The following is a 23155-nucleotide window of genomic DNA, read 5'->3' on the forward strand; positions in this document are numbered from 1 at the left end:
GCTTACGCAATCGACGTGCTGATCGGCGTAGTCCGTTTCCGTCCCAAATGACGCCAAAATACCGAATAGCCTGCACAAACCGTGAAGTTAGCGCCTATGGGGATATGCCCTCTCCGATCTTCCGGTTCCCTTCGCGCTTCCGCCGCCTCGACGAGATTCTCGCCGACCTGCCGATCGACGATCCGCTGCTGCTGACCGAACTGGACGGCTATCTTACCGCGGTCGCGGTCTGCCCGGAACGGATGGTGGTGGACGAATGGCTGCCGCCAATCTGGGGCGGTGCCTATGGCGAGGGCGCGCCGTTTGAGGATCCTCTCGACGTGCGGCTGTTCGCCGACATGGTGCAGGCGCGCCTGAAGGAAATCCTGCGCGATTTGGCGCGCGGCAGGCATCAGCCGATCCTGGATGTCGATCCGCGTAACGGCGAGCCGTTGTGGGAAGAATGGATCGGCGGCTTTGCGATGGCGATGGAGGTACGGCCGCAAAGCTGGTCGGCGGCGCAGGGCGATGCTGCCGCCGCGCTGGCCGATCTGCGCACGCTGATCGCGGTGGCCAGCGATGCCGCCACGCTGACCGCCGACGAGATCAACGCCATTTGCGACGCCGCGCCGACGCGTATCCCGGCCGACGTGCTGCGGTTGTTCGCAAGGGACGGGCGTGACGCCGCGCCGGCGCCCGCCGCCCCCGCCAAGCCCGGCCGTAATGATCCCTGCGCTTGCGGATCGGGCAAGAAGTTCAAGCGCTGTTGCGGCTGAACCCGCACACGCTGGCACCATAGGCGTCCAGCAAGCCGGCTACCCAGCCGCCCGCGTAGAAGATCGGCACCGGCAGCACCTTGCCCGCGACACCGGTCGGCCGCCACACGTTGAGGGTCTGGTCAAGGTTGCCGAAGCCAAGATCATGGCCCGGTCGCGCGGCGTACAGTGTCAACGCGTCTGCATCAGCGCTTCGCGGTTGCGCTCGCCATAGCGCCGCCGATCGGACGGGCGGCCGCAAAGGCGGGGCGGGGAATGGTCGGGCGACGGCCGGCCATCGCCATGCTGAGCTTGGCCGCGCCGGTCGGGCTCATCGCCGCGAGGATGGCGGCGGTCGATCGTTCGCGCATGCGCTTGGCGACCATCACCTGCACGTCCAGATCGAGCTGTTCGAACACCGCCGCCGCCTTGGCCGGCTTCATCGCGCCGTAGATCGTCGCGAGCGAATCGATTTCGCTGGGTGCTGCGGGCGTCGCCTGCGCCGGCGCCTGCTGTTGCGGCGCCGTAGCGGCGGCATCCTGCTGCTGCTTCGCCTTCAGCGAGGCCTGGATTCGGTTCTCGGTCGCCTTGACCATCTGTTCGCGCAGTTGCAGCTCGCGCGATTGCTGCGCGGCGGCGGCATTGCGCTGCTGGATATCCTGCGCGATCGATGCGCCCAACCGGCTGACCGGCTGCGCGGCGGCGCTGGCTTCGGGGGAGGCCACGGCGTCCATGCCGTTGGCAAACGCGCCGACCGCAGCGGCGCCGGCGGTGAGCATGAGGAGGAGCGGGCGGCGCGCCATTATGCTGCCTCCGCCTGAGCTTCGGCCCTGAGTTCGGTGGCGCGGGCAGTGCGGCCGAGTGGTCCCGACAGCACCGCGCGCAGTTCGGCAAGGCTGGCGGCGATGTCGTCCTTGCTCATCGGCTTGGCGGGTGAACGTGGTGCGCGGGCAGGTGGCTCGCTCGCCAGCGGCGTGACTGGCTGCGGCTCGGGCTCTGGAAACAGATCATCGAGTAGCGGCTCTGGGGTGCGCTCGATCGGGTGCGGCGCAGGGTCTTCAAAGGTCGTCCGGGGCCCGGCGTCGGCAGCGGGGCGGCTGGAATCGCTCAGCCGTTCGGCCATGGAATTGGCGATCTCGATCATCATCTTCAGCTCGTCGCGGATCTCTCGGCCCTCCAGCACCAGCTTCACGCTGCCGGCGAAATCGCCTTCCAGCGTGTGCTTCAGGCCGGACAGCACGGCGCGCGCCTGCGCGGTTGATTCGTCGAGCGCGGCGACGACGCTGCCCATCTGATCGTTGCCGACCGCCTTCAGGCTGCGCATCATCCGCACGCTCTGCACCAGCACGGCGAGGCACAGGATCGTCGTCACGATATTGGCGAACAGGGGAAAGCTCATTTCTTCTTCCTCGGGGCGATGCCGGTGAGCAGGCTGACGGCGATGTTGTTGCGACGCTGGCCGACCTGCCCCAGCGCGAGACCGACGCCGCCGCACTGAATTTCCAGCGGCTGGTCGGGAACGGCGTCGAGCGCGATGGTCTGGCCGACCTTGAAACTGCGCACCTCGTCGAGCCGCAGCGTGCGTTCGCCGAGCACGACTTCGAGGGTGATGTCGGCGCGGCGCAGTTCCTGGTCCATATGGCTCTGCCAGATGTTCTCGCGGCCGACCTGCTCGCCCATGAAGCGCTGGATCAGTTTGGCGCGCACCGGCTCCAGCGTGGCGTAGGGGAACAGCAGTTGGAACTTGCCGCCGCGTCCGTCGATATCGACGCGGAAGGTGGCGACCGCCGCGACGTTGCTGGGCCGGGCGATCGCGGCGAAGCGCGGATTGGTCTCGATCCGCTCCAGCGTAGGATCGATCGGGGCGATCGGCTCGAACGCGGTGGCGAATTCGTCGAGCGCGAGGTTCATCATGCGCGTGACGAGATTGGTCTCGATCGTGGTGAAGTCGCGCCCGTCGATCATCAGCGCAGGGCTGCCGCGCCGCCCGCCGAGCAGCGCATCGACGGTGGCGTAGATCAGGCTCGAATCCACGGTCATGATGCCGTAATTCTGCCAGGCGTCGACCCGCACCACCGCGATCATCGCCGGCAGCGGCAGGCGTTCCATGAAGTCGCCGAACCGCACCGACGTAATGTCTTCGAGACTGACGTCGATCGCGTCGGAGGTGAGGCTGCGCAGGCTCGACGAAAACGAGCGCACCATCTTTTCGCACACGACCTCGAGCATCGGCAGCCGTTCGTGGCTGATGATGCGCGATTCTACGACAGCGCGAAGCCCCGCGCGGCGCTCCTGCTCTACCGGCACGTCGCCGAACAGAGCGTCGATGCCGGCCTGGTCGAACGGCGCGAGTTCGACCGGTGCCTCAGGCGCGGCGAACTCCTCCATATCGAGATCGACCGCGTCGCTCATTGCTGGACGAGATCCTGGATCAGCACGTCCTCGACCTTGCCCGTGCCCATCACGTCGGACGCGCGGGTGAGCAGTTCCTCCTTGATGCGGAACACGGCGGCGGCACCGGCGAGATCCTCCGGGCGCAGTTCGCGCAGGAACGGCTGATAGGCGTCGATGATCGCGGGCAGCTTGCCCTTCACCGCTTCACCCGCCGCCGCCGTCTTCGGGACGAGCATGAAGTGGATCTTCAGGTAACGCTGATCGCCGCCGGCGGTACGCAGGTTGACGACCATCGCGGGAACGTCGACCAGCGCGGTTTCGGCACCCTCGCCGTGTTCGGACGACGCAGCTTCGGCCGGGGCGGCGTCCGCCTCGTGGCTGTTGGCGGATGCGGTGCCCAGCATGAAATACGCGCCACCGCCACCACCGGCGAGCAGCACCGCTGCCGCCGCACCGATGATGACGAGCTTCTTCTTGCCCTTCTTGGGGGCTTCTGCTGGCGCGCCGTCTTCCCCCTCGGGCGCGGCGGTAATCTTCTCCATCTTGGACATCGCTTGAGCAGCCCCCTGGGTTCGATCCGAATTTTCGTGGACGCCGACACCGCCGACGCTCGTTTCTCGTCTATTATAGGATGGAGGTCGGCAAAATTTTCCGGCCTGCACATTTTTCAGGACGGCGTGGATGGACATCTCAAGCTACGTGCTGCTCAGCCAGGAACAGGCGCTGAAGCGGCGGCTCGACGTGGTTTCCAACAATATGGCGAACACCAGCACCGCCGGATTCCGGCGGGAGCAGCCGGTGTTCCACGAACAGGTCGAGAATACCCGCGAGGCGAGCGTGGACGATGCCAAGCCGGTGTCGTTCGTGCTCGATTACCGCCCGGTGCACGACACCACGAGCGGCGCGTTCGAACAGACCGGCAACCCGCTCGACGCGGCGATCAACGGCCCCGGCTATTTCGCGGTGCAGGCGGCGGACGGCACCACCGCGTATACCCGCGCGGGCTATGTGCGGGTGTCGGACAGTGGCGATCTCGTCACGTCTGCGGGTCAGAAGCTGCTCGACGAGGGCGGGTCGCCGATCAACATACCGGCCGAACAGGTCGGCGAGCTGGCGATGGCCAAGGACGGCACGATCTCGACCAAGACCGGCGATATCGGCCGGCTTGCGGTGACGGTGTTCGACGACGAGGCAAGCGTTACGCCGCGTGGTGACGGGCTGATGGCGGCGCAGAACGGCCGTGTGCTGCCCGCCAGCGAAACCAGCCTGCGCACCGGCGGGATCGAGCAGTCCAACGTCTCGCCGATCATCGAGACGACCAACATGATCGATATCCTCAGGTCCTACCAGAACAGCATCCGCATGTCCGAGAGCATGAGCGACCTGCGCAAGACCGCGATCGGCCGGCTCAGCCGGATCAGCTAAGATTTAAGGAGAAACACCCATGCGTTCCCTCTCGATCGCTGCGACCGGCATGCTCGCGCAGCAGACCAACGTCGATGTGATCTCGAACAACATCGCCAACATGAGCACCACCGGCTTCAAGCGGCAGCGTGCCGAGTTTCAGGATCTGCTCTACGAACAGGTGCAGCGGCCGGGTGCTGCCAGCGGCGGCACCGAGGCGAAGACCGCAGTCGGCATCCAGATCGGTTCGGGCGTGCGCACCGGCGGCGTGTACCGCGTGGCGCAGCAGGGCGCGATGAACCAGACCGACAACCGTTACGACATCGCTATCCAGGGCCACGGCTTCCTGCAAGTCACGCTGCCGTCGGGCGACACCGCTTACACCCGCGACGGCACGCTCCAGGTGTCCGATCAGGGCGAGCTGGTGACGACCGACGGGCTGCCGGTGCAGCCCGGCATCACCATCCCGCAGGGCACGGTCGACGTGACCATCTCCAAGACCGGCGAGGTGCAGGTCAAGACCGCCGGCAACGCGCAGATGCAGACGGTCGGCCAGCTCGAACTCGCCACCTTCGTCAACGAGGCGGGGCTTGAGGCGACCGGCGACAACCGCTTCATCGAGACGAGCGCCTCGGGCCAGCCGACGGTGGCGGCGCCGGGTGAGCCGGGCTTCGGCACGGTGATGCAGGGCTTCGTCGAGGCATCCAACGTCAACCCGGTCAGCGAGATCACCGCGCTCATCACCGCGCAGCGTGCGTATGAGATGAACAGCCGGGTGGTGAAGACCGCCGATGAAATGCTCTCCACCACGAGCCAGTTGCGGTGAGCGCGCGGCATCTCCTCGCCGCGCTGGTGCTGGTCGCCGCGCCTGCGGTCGCGCAGGTTGCGCCGACCGCCGAGGCGGATGTGCTCGCCCGCCCGGTCGGGCGCGGCGAGGCGTTCTCGCAAGCCGATTTCGAACGCGGCACGCTGCCCGCCGCACAGGTGCGCGGCGCGCTGCGGGCGAGCGATGCGGTCGGCCGCGAGGCGACGCGCGCGCTGGCGGCGGGGTCGCCGGTGCGGCTGACCGATACGCTGCCGGTGCAGCTGGTGCGGCGCGGCGAGCCGGTGTCGATCCTGGTGCACAGCGGCGCGCTGACCATCACCGCGCCCGGCCGTGCACTGTCCGGCGGCGGGATGGGCGATGCGGTGCGGGTGTTCAGCAACGCCACCGGACGCACGCTCGACGCGGTGGTGTCGGGCACCGGCAAGGTTCTGTTCGCGGCGTCGTGAGACGCTGCGCAAACAAAGGGTAAGGTAATGAAAAAAATTGCAATTCTGCTGATCCCGGCGCTCGCGCTCGGGGGCTGTGGCACGATGGGACGGATCAAGCAGATCGGCAAGGCGCCCAAAATGAGCGAAATGGCGCCGGTCGCCGCGCCCGAGGTCGAGGCGTCGGTCGGCTCGCGTACTGAGGTCGCGATGGCGGAAGGCCGCAACCCGCAGGCGGCGGCGGTCAACAGCCCGTCGCTGTTTCGGGTCGGCGCGGGTGCGCTGTTTCAGGACCAGCGCGCGACGCGGGTCGGCGATATCCTGACGATCAAGGTCAACATCTCCGACAAGGCCAACGTCGGCAACACCACCACGCGCACCCGCGACGGATCGGAAAACTCCGGCGTCAGCGCGCTGCTCGGGCTGGAGAAGATCGCCAAGCGGGTGGCGGGGGTGGACCCCAGCACGCTGGTGAGCACCAACACCAAGTCGAGTTCGGCGGGCGCGGGGACGGTCAACCGCAGCGAAGTGGTCAACATGACGATCGCGGCGGTGGTGACGTCGGTGCTGCCCAACGGCAACCTCGTCATCCGCGGGCGACAGGAGACGCGGGTCAACTACGAACTGCGCGAGCTGCTCGTCTCCGGCATTGTGCGGCCGCAGGACATCGCGCGCGACAACAGCATCCAGCATACCCAGATCGCCGAGGCACGGATAAGCTATGGTGGGCGCGGGCAGTTGACCGATGCGCAGCAGGCGCGCTGGGGCCAGCAACTGATGGACGTGCTGTCGCCGTTCTAAACCGCGCGGCAACGCACAGGCTACGCGCCTCAAAACGCGTCACGCCGCGGGCAATGCGACGGTAACGTCGCGGCTATCGCGTTCAGCGACAGGCTAAAATCGGCCCGGATGCGCGACCTGCGCGTCCGGGCCGTTTCTTAGGTGGTGAAGCACGCGTCCGCGTAAGGTTTCGCTAACCGCGAATAGTTCGAGGATGATTTCCGACATCCCATAATCCTTCCCACAATAGAGATGTGAGGCGCTCGCCTGACCGGGGCAGCAGAAGCCACCCCGCATCTTCCAGAAGGAAATACCTATGACTCTCTCGGTAAACACCAACCTCGGCGCGATGGCCGCTCTTCAGAACCTGAATGCTACGCAGAAGGAACTGACCACGACCCAGAACCGGATCAACACCGGCCTGAACGTGTCGTCGACCAAGGATGATTCGGCCAAGTACACCGTTGCACAGACGCTTCGCGGCGACTTGGGCAGCCTGTCGGCGGTCAGCTCGTCCTTGAGCACGGCGAAGAGCACCACCGACGTCGCCATCGCCGGCGGCGAGCAGGTTTCCGACCTGCTCAACCAGATGAAGGCCAAGGCCATCGAGGCCTCGGACGCCGGCATCTCTGCGGACAGCCGTTCGGCGCTGTCGCAGGACTTCGACGCGCTGAAAAGCCAGATTGGCACGATCATCAGCTCGTCGACGTTCAACGGCGTCAACCTGCTCGACGGCGGCACCGGTGCCGTGTCGGCGCTCCAGTCCACCGATACCACCCAGGACCCCCTGGCGGTAGCGAACCAGGACTTCAAGAGCGACATCACGGGCCTGGGCGCGACCTTCACCGATGCCGCTACGGCAAAGACGATGGTCGCCAACCTGGAAACCGCGTCGAAGAGCGTTCTGGGCAAGCTGAGCACGTTGGGCTCGGCGTCGCGCCAGATCGACGGTCAGTCGACGTTCGTCAGCAAGCTGTCGGACGCGATCACCGCAGGCGTCGGCAACATCGTGGATGCGGACCTCGCCAAGGAATCGGCGAAGCTGCAGGCGCTTCAGGTCAAGCAGCAGCTTGGCGTGCAGGCCCTGTCGATCGCCAACCAGGCGCCGCAGACCATCACCTCGCTGTTCCGTTAATCCGGAACCGCAAGCGGTGGCCCCCTGTATCCGGGGCCACCGCACCAAGGGGCCGGGCGTACCGTCCGGCCCCTTTTCCGCTTTTCAAATTCGGCGTAGGCTCATGACCATCAGCTTCGCACCCGCGCCTGCCCCAGAACCCCGCCGCATACGCGAGATCGAGGATGCTTTCGGTACCTGCCTGCGGCTGTGGGTCGAACCGCATCCCGCCGGCGGCGTGATCGCAATGGAGCGGGCCGATCTGCCCGGCTGCCCGCGTGTCCGGCTCGATGTGTTCGGCGCCGAGATGCTCTCTGCCATGATCCTGTCGGCGCGGATGACCAACACAGGAACCACCATTCCGGAGGAAACCGTCGACGGCCAATTCCCGGCACGGTTCGACCTGATCCAGCATCCCCAGCCTGCGGTGCGCCTGTCCTGCGGTGTCGGAGCGGAGCACGCCGGCTTCGACCTGCCCGCGCTGCTATGGGACCGGATGTTCGTGGAACTCACGCTTGCCGCGACCGTCGCGCGCGAGTTGGCGCGACGCCCGTGGACGCTCCACTGAATAACACCAAAATGGACTTAAATCAGGGTGAGACGTTACGCGTGCGACAGCGCGCGAGTTCGTGGCATCTTCACGCCGTGTCAGGCGCGTTTCTTTCACTATCTTTGCCGCGCGGCTTCCGTAGCAGCCCTTAACGGCGTTTTGCGCAATGTTCTTCCGGCGGCCGTGCGGCGAAAAGGACGCCGTCAGGAACGGCTGACACCGCAGGAATGCGCCGCCACCCACGCGGCTTCGGAAGGAAGACGATGGCTCAGTCGATTGCCATGTACGAACAGGATATCGAGGCCGGGCAGACCGGTGAACGGTTCCGCCTGAGCTTCGATCTGGTCGTCACCGATGCCGAAGCGCTGTGGCATGCTGCGGCGCGGATCGCGTTCCGGCAGCCGGGCATCACCATCGCCGAGGTGGAGGATGTGCTCGGCCCGACTGAGGACCCGATGCTGGCGGAGTGCCTGGCGATGCTGACTGCGCCTGATGCGGTGTCCGGGTGCACGCCGCTCGGCTTCGCGGTCACCGCCGTTGCCAGCCCGCACCTCGCCCAAGTGCGTGAACACACGATGCGCACGCTTGCGGTCCGCGATTTCCTTGCGGCAAGCGGCGCGGCTACCAAGCAGTAGGCGGTCGTCTGGGGGAGCGCTTTTGAAGGGGAGCCGATCCGGGTGCCGCTTCGGGGGAAGCGGCAGGGGATAACGGATCGAGCCGGTGACGGGCGTGGGGACGCGCGTTGCCGGCTTTTTGCCTTGCGGCGAGCAGGCTAGCGAAGATCGCACGACATACTTCAATAGAAGCCGCCCGTCCGACATAGTTCGCCGGTATGGCTGCGAGATCGGGGTGCCACAAACGTTTCGAGCCGGTGATGCGCAAAGGGGGGACGCATCACCGGCTCTAGCGTTTTTCGGACCGTTACAGTCCGAACCGTAGTGACAAGGGGCTTAACGATCCAAGCTCATCACAGTTTCATTATAGCGGCGAATCGGTGCTTTTCGGCGATCTGGCGCGCCTCCGGATTAGTCCTTATCCGCCGCCGACACGCCGAGCAGCTGCGTCGCAGGGTAGGTCGTGCCGCCGACGCTGACCGAGACGACACCCGCCGCGGCCGACACGCCATCGACCACGCCGAGCCCGTTGACCGTGCTGGTGACATCCCCGCCCGAGGCGTCGGTCGCCTTGACGGCCAGCGAATAGGAGCCGGCCGCCGCCTTGCTGCCGTCATCCTTGGTGCCGTCCCAGGTGAAGCGACCGTGGCTGGCGGGGTCGATCGGGCGGGTGGCGACGACGTTGCCGCTCGCGTCCGTCACGCTCGCGGTGAGCGAGGATGCGCCACTGCCCGCCGTCCAGTTCCATGCCGCAGGCTTCGCGCCGAGCGCGGACGAGCTGCTGTTGAAGCTCGCTTCCTTGCCGATGTACGACGAGGCCTGCGCCATGTCCTGTGAGGTCAGGCGGGTGAGGATGTCCTTCAAGGTGCCGGTCTGCTGCACCGATTGCTCGACCTGCGAATATTGGACGAGCTGTTGCGTGTACTGCGACGTGTCCATCGGGTTGAGCGGATCCTGGTTCTGCATCTGGGTGGTGAGCAGTTTGAGGAACATGTTGAAGTCCGCGCCGATGCCCTTGGTGGCCTCGGCGGTGGTGGCGGTCGCGGTGGGCGTGGCGTTGGCGCCGGTGTTGGTGGTGACGGTCGTCATGATCGATGATCCTTCATGCTAAACGGTCGAGCACGCCCAGCCCGCCGTGCAACGGGCGGAAGCGGGGGAGCGGGGTGTCTTCGGTCTGATCGCTGGCGGTGTGGTTCCAGCTTTGCGCCGATCCCTGCGGCGTGCCGCGCGGCTGGCGCTGGCCGCCGTCGGGCTGGCCCTGCGAATCAAAGCTGAACGACTGCGCATCGGTGCGCACGCCGGCATGACCAAGCGCACGGTCGAGATCGCCGCTGTCTTTGCGCAGCATGTCGAGCACGGTGGCGCTGTCGGCGGAGATCACCGCGCGCAAAGCACCATCCTCGGCGAAGCGCATGTGGATCTGGATATGGCCGTGCTCGGCGGGATTGAGGCGGAGCAGGAACTCGTTCTCGCCCGCGTTGATCTGCCGCGCGATCTGGATGCCGGTGTCCGCCGCCAGCTGGCCGGGGCGGATCGAGACGACGGGGGCGTCGGGCGCGGGCAGATGCGCGGCGGCGGTGTGCGGCTGCGCGGGCGTGATCGTGGCATCGAGCGCGGCCTTGAAGTCGCCGGTCGGTGTGGTCTCGGCCTTGGTGGGCGGTGCCTCGGCGGGGGCCGGTGTTGCGTGCGTGGCCTTGGCGTCGGCGGCGGACGCGGTCGCGACCTTTTCGTCCTTGGGCGAGACTTTCGCAGTCGGCGCGGCTATGTGCGGGGCGGGCGCGAGCGGCGTCGGCGTCGCGGCGAGGACGGGCGCGGTGATCGGTAGCGTTGGGGCTGAAGCGGCGGCTGGTGCGGGTGCGTCCTTGTCGGTTGGCTTGGCCTCCGCCTTGGGGTCGGCGGGGGCTTGCCCATCGGGCTTTGCTTCGGGCGCGACTGGCGCGTCGGCGGGCGCGGGAGCGGCCTCGCCATTGGCGGCGGCAATCAGCGCGGCGAGCGTGGCGGCGGCGGTGGTCTGCGGCGCGGTGGCCGGCGTCGGCTTGGCGGCGGGTGCGGGTTTGGCGGCATCCTGCGCCGGGCGCGCGCTCGGGGCGAGCGCGTCCGCGCCGCCGTCGTCGACCATCGCGGCGAACCGATCGTCGCGGTCGGCCGCTTTGGGCGCTGCGGGCGGCGCTGTGGGTGCGGGCGCTGTGGCCGCGATCGGGGTCATGGGCGTATTATAGGACGCACATCACCCGATCGCGCCGAGCGCGCGGACGCGGGCGCGCGGGTGGATCTCGTTCTGCGACAGCACCACCGTGGCGGGGCGAACGCGTTCGATGATCGAGCGGACGAACGGGCGGATCGACGGGTTGGTGAGGATGCAGGGAATCTCGCCGTCCACCGCCATCCGGTCGAACGTGTCGCGGACGTGGGCGATGAACTTCTGGAGGTTGGAGGGGGCCATCGCGAGGTGGCGCTCGTCGCCGTCGCCGATCACGCTTTCGCTGAACTCGCGGTCCCATTCGGGGGATAGCGTGACGATCGGGATCGCGCCGTCGCGCGCCTGTTGTGCGGAGATCTGCCGGGCGAGCCGCGCGCGGACGTACTCGGTCATCTGCGTGAGGTTGTTAGTGAGCGGCACGGCTTCGGCGATGCCTTCGAGGATGGTCGGCAGGTCGCGGATCGACACGCCTTCCGCGAGCAGGTTCTGGAGGATGCGCTGCACCCCCGACACCGAGATTTTCGACGGCACCAGATCGGCAGCGAGTTTCTCGCTGTCCTTGTGGAGATCGCCGAGCAGTTTCTGCGTCTCGCTGTACGAGAGCAGATCGGCGATATTGTCCTTGACCAGTTCGGTGAGGTGGGTGGTGACGATCGTGCCGCAATCGACCACGGTGAGGCCGCGAAAATTGGCCTCGTCGCGAAGCTCACGGCCGATCCACAGCGCGGGCAGGTTGAACACCGGCTCGCGCGTCTCCTCGCCCGATAGGCCAGTATGCGCGCCGGTAGGGTTGATGACGAGCAGCCGGTCGAGCCGCACCTCGCCGCGCCCGACTTCGGTTTCGCGGACGTAGACGACGTAATCGTTGGGCTTCAGCGCCATATTGTCGAGGATGCGCACCGGTGGCAGCACGAAGCCGTAATCGGTGGCGAACTGGCGGCGCAGCGCGCGGATCTGGTCGTCGAGGCGGGGTTCGGCATTGGCGCCGTTCGCCATCGGCAGGAGGGCATAGCCGATCTCGATCCGTACTGCGTCGATCGCCAGCGTCTGCGAAATCGGTTCCTCGACCTGGTTGGCCGCAGCGTCGGCGGCGTTCGCATCGGCGCGGGCGAGGACCGCCTTGCGCTCGGCCTGCTTGCTCATCGCCCAGGCGGCGTAGCCGCAGATGCCGGCGAGCGTGGCGAAGGGGATGAACGGCAGCCCCGGCATCAGCGCCAAACCGCCGAGCAGGAACGCCGACATGCCGAACGCCTTGGGGAAGCGCCCGAGCTGATCGCCCAGCGCCGCGCCGGTCTGCCCGGTAACGCCGCCCTTGGAGACGAGCAGGCCGGCAGCGGTCGATACGATCAGCGCGGGGATCTGGGTCACGAGGCCGTCGCCGACGGTCAGCGTGGTATAGGTGTTGAACGCGGTGAAGAAATCGACGCCGTGGATCGCCACGCCGAGGATCAGCCCGACGACGGCGTTGATGCCGGTGATCATCAGCCCGGCGACGGCATCGCCCTTCACGAACTTGGAGGCACCGTCCATTGCGCCGAAGAAGCCGCTTTCCGCCTCCAGCTCGCTGCGGCGCTCACGCGCGGTCTTTTCGTCGATCATGCCGGCGTTCAAGTCGGCGTCGATCGCCATCTGCTTGCCGGGCATCGCATCGAGGCTGAAGCGCGCGGCGACCTCGGCGATGCGGCCCGCACCCTTGGTGATGACGACGAAGTTGATGACGATCAGGATCAGGAAGATGGTGATGCCGATGATGGTCTGACCGCCCATCAGGAACTCGCCGAACGCCGCGATCACGCCGCCCGCCGCATGCGTGCCCTCCTGCCCGTGCGACAGGATCAGCCGGGTGGAGGCGAGGTTGAGCCCGAGCCGCAGCATCGTCGCGATCAAGAGGATCGTCGGGAAGGCGGAGAGCTGAAGCGGCTTTTCGATGAACAAGGCGGTCATCAGGATCATCACCGACACGGTGATCGACAGCGCGAGGCCGAAATCGAGCAGCCAGCCCGGCATCGGCAGGATCAGCATCGCGATGATCGCGACCACCGTGCCGGCAAGCGCGAGATCGCGGCCCGCGCCGATGCGTTCCAGGAAGGCGTTTACGCCATTGGGGAGGCTGGTTGGCATGGTCTATCTCAGCACGGGGAGACGGGGAAACCCGCATCCATGAAGGTGCGCAGCTTGTTGCGCATGGTGCGCACCGAGATGCCGAGGATCGAGGAGGCGGTGGTGCGGTTGCCCCGGCACTTTTCCAGCGTGTGCAGGATCAGCTCGCGCTCGACCTCGGCCATGGTGCGCCCGACGAGGCTGTCGACCGGCGTGCGGGCGGGTGCGCGCGTGGTGTTGAGCACGATGTCGGCGGCGGCGATCGGGCGGCCACCGGCGAGCATCGCCGCGCGGTGGACGGTCGCCTCCAGCTCGCGGACGTTGCCGGGCCAGTCGTGACGGCTGAGCAGATCGAGCGCATCGTCGTCCACCCCGCCGTCGTGCTGGTGGCACTGCATATTGGCGGTGTGCGCGAAATGGCGGGCGAGCAGCGCGATATCGTCGCCGCGCGCGCGCAGCGGCGGGAGCGCCACCTGGATCATGCCGAACCGCGCGAGCAGATCGGCGCGGAAGCTGCCGCTGGCGACCTCGGCATGGAGATCGCCGATATTGCTGGCGATCAGCCGTGCGCTCTGGTCCATGCGCGGGCCGCCGATGCGGTGGCCGACGCTGCCTTGCAACAGATCGAGCAGCCGGGCTTGCGTGTGCGCGGGCAGCGCGCCGATCTCGCGCAGGAACAGCGTGCCGCCGCGCGCTTCGTCGATGCGGCCGACGCGGCGCGCCACCGCGCCGGGAAAATCGCCCGCCTCATGCCCGAACAGTTCGGATTCGAGCACCGCTTCGTCGAGGCATGCGCAATCGACCATGACGAACGGGCCGCTCAGCCGCGATGAGTCGTGGATGGTGCGCGCCATCAGCGCCTTGCCCGCGCCATGTTCGCCGGTGACGAGGATCGCCGCGCCGGCAGGGGCCATCGCCAGGCCGAAGCGGACCGCCTGGCGCAGCGCGGGTGCCTCGCCGATGATCGCGGCGGGGCGTCTCGCGACGGCGGCGATGGCGGCGGCGATGAGCGCGCGTTCGAGTGGCAGCGGCACGTAATCCCACGCGCCGGCGCGTACCGCGGCGACCGCGCGTTCGGCGGGCGCGCCGATGCCGCAGGCGAGCACCGGCACCGCGAACCGTTCGGCGCGCAAGGCACGCAGGAAGGCGGGCGTATCGATCGCGACGTCGATCATGACGAGATCGCTGCCGTGTTCGCGCAAGGTGGCGAGCGCGTGCGCGGTATCGTCGGCGAGCGTCACGTCCGCGCCGCTATCCCGCGCCATTTCGGCGGCGTGGCGGATTTCGGTGCCGGGCGGGCCGAGCAGGATCATGCGGATCGGTATCGTCTCGTCAGGCATCGTGCTCAATTCTCATGCCGGACGATTTCGGTGAGCGTGACGCCGAGCGCATTGTCGATCATCACCACCTCGCCGCGTGCGATCAGCCGGTTGTTGACGAGGATGTCGATCGATTCACCGATGCGGCGATCGAGCTCGACCACCACGCCGGGGCGCAGCGCCATCAGATCGGAGATCGGCATGCGGGCGCGGCCGAGGATCGCCTGGACGCGGACGGGCACGTCGAACAAGGCTTCGAGGCCGGCGGGCTCGCGCGCGTTCAGCGCGACATCGTGGCCGGTGTCGAAGCTGGTGCCGAACGCGGCAAGGTCTGGGGCGGGCTGGGAAGATGCGGTGGCGTCCATGTTACTCTCCATCACGCGTTCATCCATTGCCGGATGACGGAAACCGATTCAGCGGGGTTGGCGGTGATCGTCTCGCCGATGCGACGCAGCGAGGAGGCTTTGATGCCGCCCTCGACCTGGGCGAGTGCGATCTCCTGGTCGATCTGCTCCATGTGCGACACGCCGTCGCCCGCGGGGAGCGCCGCGAGCGCCGGCGCACCGGTGATCGCGGGCGGCAGGATGCGGCCGAGGAGCGTCTGCTCCTGCACTGCACCCTCGGGCAGGTCGGCGCCGCCGCCACGGGTGCGCATCATCTTCAGCGCGAACAGCCCGATCGCGCCGATCACCACCAGTTTGAGCAGGTTGAAGATCTGGTCCTTGGGCAGGCTGCTGAGGAAACTGCCGAGCGGGGCGACCTCCTCGGGCTGGGCGAAGGGCATGTTCTCGATCGCGACGCTGTCGCCGCGCTGCGCGTCGTAGCCTACCGCGTTCTGGACAAGCGTGGTGAGGCGCTGGACCTGTGCGGCGGGGAGCGGCTTGGCGCCGCTGTCGATCATCACCGCGACGGTAAGGCGCTTCAGCGTGCCGGGCTGGCGGACGACGACCGCGTTGGTGCGGGTGTTGTCGTACGTGGTGTCTTCCGAGGTCTGCTTGCTGTTTGCCTGGCGGGTATCGCTGCCGCCCGCGGTGGGTGCCGGCGCGTTGCCGGGCAACTGCGCGGACACCGACGCGCCCTGTGCGGCGGCGTTGCCCTCCTGGCTCTGGTCGCCCGATTCCACCGAGGTCTGGTGCGCGATCACCTGCTTGTCGGGATCGAAAGTCTGTGATTCCTCGCGGCGGCTGTCGCGGTCAATATTGGCGGACACCTCGGCGCGGACTTTGCCGGCGCCGACGATCGGCTCGACCAGACTTTCGATCTGTGCGCGCAGTTTCTCTTCCATCGCCTGCTGCATCTCGTCGGTCTCCGCGTTGGTCGCGGCACCCGCATCGCCGGCGCGGGCGAGCAGGCGGCCGGTCTGATCGACGATCGACACCGATTCCGGCGACAGTTCGGGGACGGAGGAGGAAACGAGGTAGCGGATCGCCTGCACGTTCTCGGGCGAGAGCCGGCCGCGCGTGCGCACCGTTACGCCGGCGGTGGCCTTGCGCCCCTCGTCCGAAAACACCGCACGTTCCGGCATGACGATGTGGACGCGCGCGCTCGACACCGCCTCGAGCGTCGCGATCGAGCGGGCGAGCTCGCCCTCGGTCGCGCGCGTTTCGTCCATCTTCTCGCGACTGGAGGACAGGCCGAACGGGCTGGCGCTGTCGAGCACGTCGTAGCCGATCTTGCCGCCGACCTGCTCGCCCGCCATGCTCATGCGCAGTTGCGCGAGCTGGTCGGTCGGCGCCATGATCGCGGTGCCGTCGCCCGATATGCGGAACGGCACGTTCTGCGCGGTGAGCTTCTGCGAGATGCTCTGTGCGGCGGACGGGTCGAGATCGGTGTAGAGATAGCCCAGTTCCGCCGAACTGCCGCGAAACGCGAGAAAGGTGAGCGCCGCCAGCATCGCCACCGCGACACCGCCCATCAGGTACATCCGGCGCGTGCCGATCTGTTTCAGGAAGGATTGGATCGCGTTCACGCTGGACCTCGGCACAAGTGCGGGGCCTGAATGTCCCCATGCCGATATTATAGGATGGACCGGGCGGCCGATTTTTCCGCTAGGCAAAAATTTCCGCGTGAAGGGCGGGCGCGTTCCTCTCCCTTCACGCCCGGTTCGTGTCGAGCAAAGGCAAGACACCTGCTCTGCCTGACCATCCCTCGACTACGCTCGGAACGAACGAGCGGGCAGGGCGGCGGGCCGGCTCAATGGCAGGCTGGGTACGCGGCGTGTGTTGCGCCAAGCTTGCCCGGCTATTCCTTCGCGGCGCGCCTGGTAAAGTAAATGTGGATGCGCACCCACGCGCCGATCAGCGGCTTGCCGCCGACGCGGGGCGGGCGGACGAGGAACTGCCACGCCGCCAGTCGCATCGCGCGGGAGAGGCCGGAGCCGATCGGCGATTCGCCAAGCGAGCGGCAATTGTCGACATGGTAGGATTCGATCGTGCGGCAGGCGATGTCGGCGTATTCGGGGTCCTGCACGTTCTTGGGCATATAGCCGTTCAGTTCGGCATCGGTCGGCTCGCGATACCATTCGGCGTTGTACAGCCGCTCGCCGCCCGGGCCTTCGCCGGGGCCATAGGCCGCACCACCCTTGTTGCCGCCGCCGGGCTTGTCGTCACCGCTGTCGCTGCCGTGGGTGGGCAGCTTGGAAATGTCGGTCGCGGCGAAATCGTCCTGGCTCATGGTGATGAGCTTGGGCGGGACCGGCACCGGCGGGGGTGGCGGCACGATGTCGGGCTTGGGCTGAGTGACTTTGGGCGCGGTGGCCTTCTGCTGGTGCTGGACGGTGGTTTTCTCACCCTTGGCGGCGGGTTTCCTGGCGGGGTCGGGCAGTTCGGAGGGGACGAACAGGTGCAGTTCGCTCGGCTTCGGCGGCACGGCGGTGGGGCGCTGCGATCCCCACAGCAGCACCAACAGCGCGATGAGCAGCTCGATCGCCAAAGCGAGGCCGAACGCGAAGGCACGCCGCCGGAAGGACCGGTCGTGCCAGCGCCAATATTCGTAACCGCCTGCCAGCATCATCCGCGCAAAAGACCCACGCTCCGTTCAAACCACCGCCCGGCCCGCGCCCCGCCCGGTGCCCGTTCCTACGAACAGGCGATCGAGCCATAGGGGCTAAGGGGTGTGCGCCGCAACGCCCGGATAAGGCGCTCTACATGGACGCGAACGAACGGTGAAATGACGTTCGCGTCATGTCGGAAATAGGGCAATCAGTCGCGTTCCGGCACTGGCACGTTGAACCCGTTGAGCGTCATCGACACCAGCGCATACAGGCCGACCAGGTAGATCAGCTCGTTCGCGCCGTGCTGGTCGAAGGTTTCCACGGCGAGTCGGTAGCAAGGTTCGGGCAGCACGCCGCCGTTCACCAGCGCGAACGCGACGTCGTATGCGACGCTCTCTTCCGGGTTCAGATCGGCAGGCTTGATGTTGGCGCACAGCGCGGACAGGCGCGCGGGCGGCATCTTCTCGCGCTCGGCGACGGCGATGTGGGCGTAGATCTCGTACGCGGCATCAAAATGCGCGCCGGTGACGAGGATCGCGATCTGTCGCGCCGCATCGGGCAGCGTCGCCTGCATCGACATCGCCTTGGTGAGATCCCACACCGCCTTGCCGATGACGGGTTCGTGCAGCCACGGGTTCCACGGCCCCATCAGCGCGCCGTTATCGGCGAGCACCTTGAAATCGTTGAAGTTGCTGGCGATGCCGGTCTTCATGTCGTCATAGAGCGGCTTCTGTTCGGGCGAGAGGTCGGCGGGGGCGATCAGGGGCAGGCGCATCGGGGTTCTCCTTTGGGGTGCCTGCTCAATAGCCGGGTCGATGCGACGGTTGCGTGAAACTGGCGTCATGGTCGCGATTGCCGCTAAGGCGACCCGCGATGCTGTCGCGCCTCGTCCTCACCGATTTCCGCAATCATGCCGATCTGACGCTGGAGCCGGGCGCCGGCTTCGTCGTGCTGACCGGCGAGAATGGCGCGGGCAAGACCAACGTGATCGAGGCGGTGTCGCTGCTCGCGCCGGGGCGGGGCCTCAGGCAGGCGGCGCTTGGCGAGATGGCGCGGCAGGGCGGTGCCGGCGGGTTCGGCGTGGCGGCAACCATCGGTGACGACGTGCAGATCGCGACCGGCACGGTCCCCACCGCGCCCGAGCGGCGGATCGTGCGCATCCAGGGCGCCGCCGCCGCCGCGACCGCGCTCGCGGAATGGACGACGGTGTTGTGGCTGACCCCGGCGATGGACCGGCTGTTCGTCGAGCCGGCATCCGAGCGGCGGCGCTTCCTTGACCGGTTGACGCTGGCGCTGGCGCCCGGCCATGCCGTCCACGCCAACCGCTATGATGCGGCGATGCGCGCGCGCAACCGCCTGCTCGGCGAAGCGGCGGAGGGTGCGCCGCTCGACGCCGACTGGGTCACCGCGCTGGAGGCGCAGATGGGCGAGCATGGCGCGGCGATCGACGCCGCACGGCGCGAGACGGTGGCGTCGCTCGGCGCTGTGCTCGCGGATCAGCCGGACGGGCCGTTCGCGCGCGCCGGGCTGGTGCTGGAGGGGTGGACCGGGCAGGGCGACACCTTCGCCGCCGATCTCGCCGCCGGCCGCCGCCGCGATATGGCGGCGGGGCGCACGCTGATCGGCCCGCACCGCGCCGACCTTGCCGTCACACATCTTGGCAAGGGGCAGGCAGCGGCATTGTGTTCCACCGGCGAGCAGAAGGCGCTGCTGCTCGGCACCGTGCTCGCGCATGCCGGGCTGGTCGCGGCGCGCACCGGGCGGCATCCGGTGCTGCTGCTCGACGAGGTGGCCGCGCATCTCGACCCGCGCCGGCGCGCCGCGCTGTTCGACGCGCTCGCCGGGACCGGGCAGGTGTGGATGACCGGCACCGAGGCCACGCTGTTCGACGAGGTTCGCGGTGCCGCTACCCGGATCGGGCTGCCGATACGCTGAACGGCACCTGTCGGCATGGCTCACGCGGCGTTCAAGCGCGTTCGGGCAAACCTGCATCAAGAGTGGGCCGACAAAGGAATTTTACATGAAAACGACTAACCGTATGATCCTCGCGGTGGCGACTGCCGCCAGCGCGCTGCTGGTCGCGGTGCCGGCATCCGCACAGGGCCGGTGGGACTGGGCGCCGGGCGATCACCCCTATCGGCTTGCCGGGCCGGGCGTGCCGATGCTGTACCCCGAGCTGCGCGGCACCCCGCGTGGCCGCGCCTTCGTGATGCGCAATTTCGACTTTAACCGCGACGGCTATATCAACCGGCGCGAAGCGGACGCCGCCGACAGTGCCTTCGCCGAAGTCGCGGGGCCGGACCGCGCACGCTTCAACTGGGATCGCTACGGCCCCGGGCGCACGGTGCGCGAGGAGGTCGTGGTGGTCGATCGTGGTGGCCCCGGTGGCGGACCCAATCGCGGTCATTGGGATCGCAGTGCGATGCGCGACTACCATTTCCGCCAGACGCCCGAGGGCGCGCGCATGACCTTGCAGGAGGATGTGCTGTTCCAGACCGACTCGGCGGTGCTGCGCCCGCACGCGATCGACAAGTTGCAGGCGCTGGCCGGCTATCTGAAGGACAATCCCGGCGTGCGCGTCTCGATCGACGGCTTTACCGATTCCCGCGGCACCGATGCGCATAACCAGGATCTGTCCGAACGCCGTGCGGAAAGCGTGCGCACCGCCTTCGACCAACTCGGCGTGGTGCGCGCCCGCTTCCGCGTACGCGGGCATGGCGAGGGCGATCCCGTCGCGACCAACGCCACGCCGGCGGGAATGCGACTCAATCGCCGGGTCGAGGTGACGTTGCTGGGGCAACGCGCGGACAGCTTCGATCGGTAAACCGACGCGAGGGGCGCCGATCGGGTCGGCGCCCCGAAGCCTGACGTCCGGCGGATGCCTAATCGCCCGGCGAAATCCACAGGCCGAGCGCGAACGCCACATCATCCACCAGATCCGGGCGGATGTAATCGCACGCGCGCACCGCATTCGGCGCGACCGCAAGCTCCCCGGCAACCGCACGCAACGTGTCGTACAACACGTTCAGCGCGCGCAACCGCTGGTGCCGATCGTATCGCCGGGCGAGCCGGCATGGCGGGGCGAGACGCGCCGCCAGAATCTCGAAAGACGATTCCGACCCTATCGCACGCCTGTGACGCGTCGGTTCGTCCGTGCGTGATACCCGACGATCCCGGCGATCAGCAGAAACTGGGTCGGGTATGCACCCGTGCCGCTCAAAATCGCGTAGGCGAGTGGCGACATGCCCGTATCCACCAGATGCTCGAGATGTGTCGAGGCGGATAGCAACTGCAACGCGCACATCGTAAGCACCCACCAGCGCGGATCGCGCAAACCCACCCAGCACAACGCGATCAGCAGGGTCAGATCGACGACCATGACGGTCGGTTCGAGTTGCTGGAAGCTGTGGCCGAACAGGGCCATCAACAGCTTTTGCATCGAGGATGCCAAAACGCAGGACCATGCGACAATTCGCTCCGTCGTGCCGCCCCACCGGATCGCCGCGCCGAGCGTGAGCAGGCACAGCGGCAGGAAAGCATTCACATAGATCTGGATAGCGGTGTGAAGCATGACCGGGCGGAAGCAGGATGCCTCGGGCCGGTCAAGCGGCCATCAGGCGAAGATGGCGCACGTCATGTGCGAGGATGTCGCATCGGGGCGACAGCGATCTTGGCGTATCGCGACTGTAAGAGTGGATAGTGCATAAGGTGCGGACATGAGCTTCCCTTTACCGGGGGAGGTGGATCCCCCGGTCCGTTCGCGTGGTCTTGAGTATGAAGTCCGCTATCGCCTCGGCGCCCCGGATCAGTTGCGGACTCGCCAGCGCGATCAGCGCGATGGCTGCTGCGATGGCAAGGATTTGCATGGTGACGGTCAGGGTCGACGATGGATGATAAACGGCTTCCGGTATGCGTGACGAAGGTTGTGACGTCGCGACTGCGGGAAAGTGCCCGAAAGGCACCGCCCCGCTGTCGTTCAGCCCCGATGTCGGAGCGTTGATTGGCTCGGGCATGGCCGATTCGTCCACTGCCGGCGGCTCACACCGTAATTGATACGGTGTCGACGGCACGGCCTGTTGGGCGCGAAAGATGGCGACAGCGCGTTGTCGTGTCGGCGCGCCGAGCTTGATCCTGGCCTTCTCGACATGATCGTCGACTGTACGCGCGGAGAGGCCGAGCGACCGGGCGATCTCCTTGCTCGTCATGCCCTCGGCGACAAGCGCGAGACATTGGGATTGTTTCGGGGTTAGCCGGTTTATCGCGTCCTGCATCTGCGCCAAGCTACCATGACTATAGGAGGACGCCAGCGTGGAGACGGAATGACTTGGATCGTCTTCGTGTTTCCTATCGCAATTGCCGTGCGGGCCTTCCTGCCATCGCTGTCGGCGCGCATCACGGTTGCGAAGGTGGCCACTGCCGCCTAGAGGCGCGGGCAACCCCTTTCTCGCCGGAGCTGCCCATGTCCGATCAGATCAATCGCGTCGTCCTCGCCTATTCGGGCGGCCTCGATACCTCGGTGATTCTCAAGTGGCTCCAGCAGACCTATAATTGCGAGGTCGTCACCTTCACCGCCGATCTCGGCCAGGGTGAGGAACTCGAACCGGCGCGCAAGAAGGCGGAAGCGGCCGGCGTGAAGCCTGAGCACATTTTCATCGACGATCTGCGCGAGACGTTCGTCAAGGATTACGTGTTCCCGATGATGCGCGCCAATGCGCTGTACGAGGGGCTGTACCTGCTCGGCACCTCGATCGCGCGGCCGCTGATCGCCAAGCGCCAGATCGAGATCGCGCGGATGGTGAACGCCGACGCGGTCAGCCACGGCGCGACCGGCAAGGGCAACGATCAGGTCCGCTTCGAGCTGGGCTATTACGCGCTCGCCCCCGATATCAAGGTGATCGCGCCGTGGCGCGAGTGGGATCTTACTAGCCGCACGCGCCTCGTCGAGTTCGCCGAACAGCATCAGATCGCGGTGTCGAAGGACAAACGCGGCGAATCGCCGTTCTCGACCGATGCCAACCTGCTGCACACCTCGTCCGAGGGCAAGGTGCTCGAGGATCCGTGGCAGGAGGTGCCCGAGTATGTCTATTCGCGCACCGTCAATCCCGAGGACGCGCCCAACGAGCCCGAGGTCATCACGATCGACTTCGAGCGCGGCGACGGCGTCGCGCTCAACGGTGAGGCGATGTCGCCGGCGACGTTGCTGGCCGCGCTCAACGAGCTGGGCCGTAAGCATGGCATCGGCCGGCTTGATCTGGTCGAGAACCGCTTTGTCGGCATGAAGTCGCGCGGCATGTACGAGACGCCGGGCGGCACGATCTACCACCTCGCGCATCGCGGTATCGAGCAGTTGACGCTCGATCGCGGCGCGGCGCATCTCAAGGACGAACTCGCGCCGCGCTATGCCGAGCTGGTCTATAACGGCTTCTGGTTCTCGCCCGAGCGCGAGATGTTGCAGGCCGCGATCGACCACAGCCAGGCGAAGGTGACCGGCACGGTACGGCTCAAGCTCTACAAGGGCGGCGTGTACGTGACCGGACGCAAGTCGCCTTATTCGCTGTATTCGGAGAAGGTCGTCACCTTCGAGGACGATCAGGGCGCTTACGATCAGCGCGACGCAGCGGGCTTCATCAAGCTGAACGCGTTGCGCCTGCGGCTGCTGGGGCGGCGCGACGAGCGCTGACACCTACCGGAACTCGACGTGGC

At 67.1% G+C, this 23155-nt stretch carries 26 protein-coding genes and 1 pseudogene; 11 read left to right on the forward strand and 16 right to left on the reverse strand.

The window, feature by feature from the left end; all coding sequences use genetic code 11:
• The first annotated feature begins 104 nt into the window (after positions 1 to 104).
• Entirely contained in the window at positions 105 to 755 is a 651-nt protein-coding gene (locus L8F97_RS08150) for a UPF0149 family protein (protein ID WP_242148387.1), read from the forward strand.
• On the opposite strand, the gene L8F97_RS08155 is transcribed toward L8F97_RS08150, so the two are convergent.
• From L8F97_RS08155 to L8F97_RS08175, 5 genes are read right to left on the reverse strand one after another with little or no spacing between them, the layout of a single operon-like run.
• Positions 736 to 930 (reverse strand): hypothetical protein, encoded by a 195-nt coding sequence (locus L8F97_RS08155; protein WP_242148389.1) that lies wholly within the window; start codon positions 928 to 930, stop codon positions 736 to 738. The genes L8F97_RS08150 and L8F97_RS08155 overlap by 20 nt on opposite strands.
• Positions 931 to 940: 10 nt before the next feature.
• Positions 941 to 1537 (reverse strand): MotE family protein, encoded by a 597-nt coding sequence (locus L8F97_RS08160; RefSeq protein WP_242148391.1) that lies wholly within the window; start codon positions 1535 to 1537, stop codon positions 941 to 943.
• The gene (locus L8F97_RS08165) at positions 1537 to 2133 is read right to left on the reverse strand and encodes a DUF6468 domain-containing protein (protein WP_242148393.1); all 597 of its coding nucleotides are present in this window, start codon (positions 2131 to 2133) and stop codon (positions 1537 to 1539) included. Before L8F97_RS08165 ends, L8F97_RS08160 begins: the two co-directional genes overlap by 1 nt.
• On the reverse strand, positions 2130 to 3146 hold the full coding sequence (gene fliM, locus L8F97_RS08170) for a flagellar motor switch protein FliM (protein WP_242148395.1): 1017 nt from the start codon (positions 3144 to 3146) through the stop codon (positions 2130 to 2132). Before fliM ends, L8F97_RS08165 begins: the two co-directional genes overlap by 4 nt.
• Positions 3143 to 3670 carry a flagellar basal body-associated FliL family protein gene (locus L8F97_RS08175; RefSeq protein WP_313931931.1) on the reverse strand — a complete coding sequence of 176 codons (528 nt, stop codon included), beginning with the start codon at positions 3668 to 3670 and terminating at the stop codon, positions 3143 to 3145. Before L8F97_RS08175 ends, fliM begins: the two co-directional genes overlap by 4 nt.
• Before the next feature lie 139 nt (positions 3671 to 3809).
• Between L8F97_RS08175 and L8F97_RS08180 the strand changes: the two genes are divergently transcribed.
• The 7 genes from L8F97_RS08180 (at position 3810) to L8F97_RS08210 (ending at position 8862) form a co-directional block, all read left to right on the forward strand.
• A complete protein-coding gene (locus L8F97_RS08180) occupies positions 3810 to 4553 on the forward strand; it encodes a flagellar hook-basal body complex protein (RefSeq protein ID WP_242148398.1) in 744 nt (247 codons plus the stop codon).
• 19 nt (positions 4554 to 4572) lie between these two features.
• On the forward strand, positions 4573 to 5358 hold the full coding sequence (gene flgG, locus L8F97_RS08185) for a flagellar basal-body rod protein FlgG (protein WP_242148400.1): 786 nt from the start codon (positions 4573 to 4575) through the stop codon (positions 5356 to 5358).
• A complete protein-coding gene (gene flgA, locus L8F97_RS08190) occupies positions 5355 to 5804 on the forward strand; it encodes a flagellar basal body P-ring formation chaperone FlgA (RefSeq protein ID WP_242148403.1) in 450 nt (149 codons plus the stop codon). The genes flgG and flgA overlap by 4 nt, the downstream gene beginning before the upstream one ends.
• A gap of 27 nt (positions 5805 to 5831) precedes the next feature.
• Positions 5832 to 6584 carry a flagellar basal body L-ring protein FlgH gene (gene flgH / locus L8F97_RS08195; protein WP_242148405.1) on the forward strand — a complete coding sequence of 251 codons (753 nt, stop codon included), beginning with the start codon at positions 5832 to 5834 and terminating at the stop codon, positions 6582 to 6584.
• 295 nt (positions 6585 to 6879) lie between these two features.
• Positions 6880 to 7698 carry a flagellin gene (locus tag L8F97_RS08200; protein WP_242148407.1) on the forward strand — a complete coding sequence of 273 codons (819 nt, stop codon included), beginning with the start codon at positions 6880 to 6882 and terminating at the stop codon, positions 7696 to 7698.
• Between the two features lie 103 nt (positions 7699 to 7801).
• Positions 7802 to 8245: a hypothetical protein gene (locus L8F97_RS08205; protein ID WP_242148409.1), complete on the forward strand. Its 444-nt coding sequence runs from the start codon at positions 7802 to 7804 to the stop codon at positions 8243 to 8245.
• 245 nt (positions 8246 to 8490) lie between these two features.
• On the forward strand, positions 8491 to 8862 hold the full coding sequence (locus tag L8F97_RS08210; RefSeq protein ID WP_242148411.1) for a hypothetical protein: 372 nt from the start codon (positions 8491 to 8493) through the stop codon (positions 8860 to 8862).
• 390 nt (positions 8863 to 9252) lie between these two features.
• Here L8F97_RS08210 and L8F97_RS08215 read toward each other — a convergent pair whose 3' ends face one another.
• The 8 genes from L8F97_RS08215 to L8F97_RS08250 form a co-directional block, all read right to left on the reverse strand.
• Positions 9253 to 9930: a flagellar hook assembly protein FlgD gene (locus L8F97_RS08215; protein WP_242148413.1), complete on the reverse strand. Its 678-nt coding sequence runs from the start codon at positions 9928 to 9930 to the stop codon at positions 9253 to 9255.
• Between the two features lie 13 nt (positions 9931 to 9943).
• Positions 9944 to 11047, reverse strand: coding sequence for a flagellar hook-length control protein FliK (locus L8F97_RS08220; protein ID WP_242148415.1), 1104 nt, complete (start codon positions 11045 to 11047; stop codon positions 9944 to 9946).
• Between the two features lie 21 nt (positions 11048 to 11068).
• The gene (flhA, locus tag L8F97_RS08225; RefSeq protein WP_242148417.1) at positions 11069 to 13162 is read right to left on the reverse strand and encodes a flagellar biosynthesis protein FlhA; all 2094 of its coding nucleotides are present in this window, start codon (positions 13160 to 13162) and stop codon (positions 11069 to 11071) included.
• Positions 13163 to 13170: 8 nt separating this feature from the next.
• A complete protein-coding gene (locus L8F97_RS08230; protein WP_242148419.1) occupies positions 13171 to 14481 on the reverse strand; it encodes a sigma-54-dependent transcriptional regulator in 1311 nt (436 codons plus the stop codon).
• Between the two features lie 5 nt (positions 14482 to 14486).
• Positions 14487 to 14825 carry a flagellar motor switch protein FliN gene (gene fliN, locus L8F97_RS08235; RefSeq protein ID WP_242148421.1) on the reverse strand — a complete coding sequence of 113 codons (339 nt, stop codon included), beginning with the start codon at positions 14823 to 14825 and terminating at the stop codon, positions 14487 to 14489.
• Positions 14826 to 14836: 11 nt separating this feature from the next.
• Positions 14837 to 16429 carry a flagellar basal-body MS-ring/collar protein FliF gene (gene fliF / locus L8F97_RS08240; protein ID WP_313931932.1) on the reverse strand — a complete coding sequence of 531 codons (1593 nt, stop codon included), beginning with the start codon at positions 16427 to 16429 and terminating at the stop codon, positions 14837 to 14839.
• A 272-nt stretch (positions 16430 to 16701) separates the two neighbouring features.
• Positions 16702 to 17472, reverse strand: coding sequence for a hypothetical protein (locus tag L8F97_RS08245; protein WP_242148423.1), 771 nt, complete (start codon positions 17470 to 17472; stop codon positions 16702 to 16704).
• 188 nt (positions 17473 to 17660) lie between these two features.
• Positions 17661 to 18227: a carboxymuconolactone decarboxylase family protein gene (locus L8F97_RS08250; RefSeq protein WP_242148425.1), complete on the reverse strand. Its 567-nt coding sequence runs from the start codon at positions 18225 to 18227 to the stop codon at positions 17661 to 17663.
• 98 nt (positions 18228 to 18325) lie between these two features.
• Between L8F97_RS08250 and recF the strand changes: the two genes are divergently transcribed.
• Both recF and L8F97_RS08260 read left to right on the forward strand, forming a co-directional pair.
• Positions 18326 to 19387 carry a DNA replication/repair protein RecF gene (recF, locus tag L8F97_RS08255; RefSeq protein WP_242148427.1) on the forward strand — a complete coding sequence of 354 codons (1062 nt, stop codon included), beginning with the start codon at positions 18326 to 18328 and terminating at the stop codon, positions 19385 to 19387.
• An 85-nt stretch (positions 19388 to 19472) separates the two neighbouring features.
• Entirely contained in the window at positions 19473 to 20276 is an 804-nt protein-coding gene (locus L8F97_RS08260) for an OmpA family protein (protein ID WP_242148429.1), read from the forward strand.
• 58 nt (positions 20277 to 20334) lie between these two features.
• Here L8F97_RS08260 and L8F97_RS08265 read toward each other — a convergent pair whose 3' ends face one another.
• The 3 genes and pseudogenes from L8F97_RS08265 to L8F97_RS08275 form a co-directional block, all read right to left on the reverse strand.
• Positions 20335 to 20490: a hypothetical protein gene (locus L8F97_RS08265; protein ID WP_242148431.1), complete on the reverse strand. Its 156-nt coding sequence runs from the start codon at positions 20488 to 20490 to the stop codon at positions 20335 to 20337.
• Positions 20491 to 20573: 83 nt separating this feature from the next.
• Entirely contained in the window at positions 20574 to 21023 is a 450-nt protein-coding gene (locus tag L8F97_RS08270) for a hypothetical protein (protein WP_242148433.1), read from the reverse strand.
• Positions 21024 to 21180: 157 nt separating this feature from the next.
• Positions 21181 to 21780, reverse strand: a pseudogene (locus L8F97_RS08275) (helix-turn-helix domain-containing protein); the annotation flags it as partial.
• 131 nt (positions 21781 to 21911) lie between these two features.
• Here L8F97_RS08275 and L8F97_RS08280 point away from each other — a divergent pair.
• Positions 21912 to 23132 (forward strand): argininosuccinate synthase, encoded by a 1221-nt coding sequence (locus L8F97_RS08280; RefSeq protein ID WP_242148437.1) that lies wholly within the window; start codon positions 21912 to 21914, stop codon positions 23130 to 23132.
• Positions 23133 to 23155: the final 23 nt, after the last annotated feature.

This window comes from Sphingomonas sp. BAUL-RG-20F-R05-02 (assembly GCF_022662305.1).
Lineage (GTDB): Bacteria > Pseudomonadota > Alphaproteobacteria > Sphingomonadales > Sphingomonadaceae > Sphingomonas.